Raw genomic sequence first — 1,591 nt, 5'->3', positions numbered from 1 at the left:
GCGCTGAGCGCGGAACATGACGGTCCAGATCTCCTGATCCTTCACCGCATAATTGCCCCCCGGCTTGCTGACAGCCCAATTGGGAGGAACAGCCGCAACGCCGGCGAACTTCTGATCCAACATGCTGTAAGCCGCTTCCGTCGTGAACGTCAGATTCTTGACAGGCGTCCAGCGAACGTTCGCGCCGACCTGCCCGATGTTGTAATCTGGATTGCAGGTGGAGAGACCCCCACCGATGGCGCCGGGAATTGATACACCGCACATATAGGCCTTGGCTCCGCCGGTGTACCTGACCGATGCGTAGGCGCCGAATATCGAACTGCTCCAGTACTGATTCCAGTTGTGAACGTAGGCGCCGCGCATGCCCCAGGTCGTGACCAGCTGAAGATCGCCGTTGGGCGCGTAGACGGAATCGGGCGCGAAGCCGAAGCCCACGCTGCCCACGCCGAAGCCTGAATAGATCGTGCTGCCGCCCGCCTGAGCAGCCATGTCCTGGATGTTGTAGCGGGTCGCGCCGTTGGTATAGACGGCCGAGACGTTGATCACGTCGCCCGGACCCGTCGGGATGTTTCTAATCGTCAGAGCGATCTGACCGGCCCAACCCCACTTGTTCGCGGGACCGCCGGTGGTTTCATCGCCCCCGTAGTAGGCGGGGTTGTTATGATGCGCCGCGGCCGACGCCTGGAACAGACCCCAGGCCTGATCGACGCGGAGTTGGCCGACGATATCCGGAAAAGTGGTTCCGGCATTCGCGCTGAGACCGTAGCCGAAGAGAGGCGAGCCGAAGAAGACGATGCCCAGGAACGGAGGGCTGATGATGGTGCCCGGCGATCCAACCCCGAGGTTGTGAATGCCGGCCTGATAATACGCGCTCGGATCCTGCACGCCGATCGAGCCTGATATGCCATCGCCGAACTCCGCGGTATAGGTGAACTGGTTCACGCCCGTGAACGCGCCGCCGCCGCCGACAAGACCATCATAGATATTTCCGGGATAGTTACCCCAGGGAGCAGTAAACTGTGAGACAGCTTTACCCATCGTGAAGCCGGCGAACTGGATGAAGGCGAAGAACACGTTGAGCTGACCGCCGGAGATTCCGCCGGTCGGATTTCCGTCATACGCAGTCCCGCCGACGCGCAAGCCTGCGTAGCCGCCCGAGGTCCAGGTGAAGCCTCCGTCGAAATAGCTGCGAACCACGCCGTAGTCCGTCGCGGTGCGGGTGTCGAAGGTCAGGTCCGCGCGCGCGCGCCAGGTGAAAGCGTTGGAGTGACGGTTCTGCGCTCCGGCCTGATTCGAGGTGTTGCCCATGAAAATTGCATTGGTGTTCACACCCAGGTCGGCACGCATATAGCCGCCGAGCTTGATGCAGGTTTCGGTGCCGGGGATATAGTAGAAGCCAGCGCCATACAAAGAGCATACCTTTACGTACTCGACCGCCTTCGCCTTCAACGGAAGATCAGCAGCCTGCGCCCCGCCTATGATGACCAGAGCGGTCGTCGATCCGAGAAAAAAACTCTTTATCCAATCCATTATCAAACCCCAAGTTTCTTTGTCATGGCGGGTTCGAGTCTGCTGGGCGCAACACTCGAAG

1 protein-coding gene is annotated in these 1,591 nt (G+C 60.4%); it reads right to left on the bottom strand.

Annotated elements, in window-relative coordinates:
- On the bottom strand, positions 1-1,530 hold a 1,530-nt coding region (locus tag NWI01_RS18560), incomplete at its 3' end, for a porin (RefSeq protein WP_141385414.1).
- Positions 1,531-1,591: the final 61 nt, after the last annotated feature.

Source organism: Nitrobacter winogradskyi (genome assembly GCF_006539545.1).
Lineage (GTDB): Bacteria > Pseudomonadota > Alphaproteobacteria > Rhizobiales > Xanthobacteraceae > Nitrobacter > Nitrobacter winogradskyi_A.
This window is presented reverse-complemented; position numbering and strand designations above follow the sequence as displayed.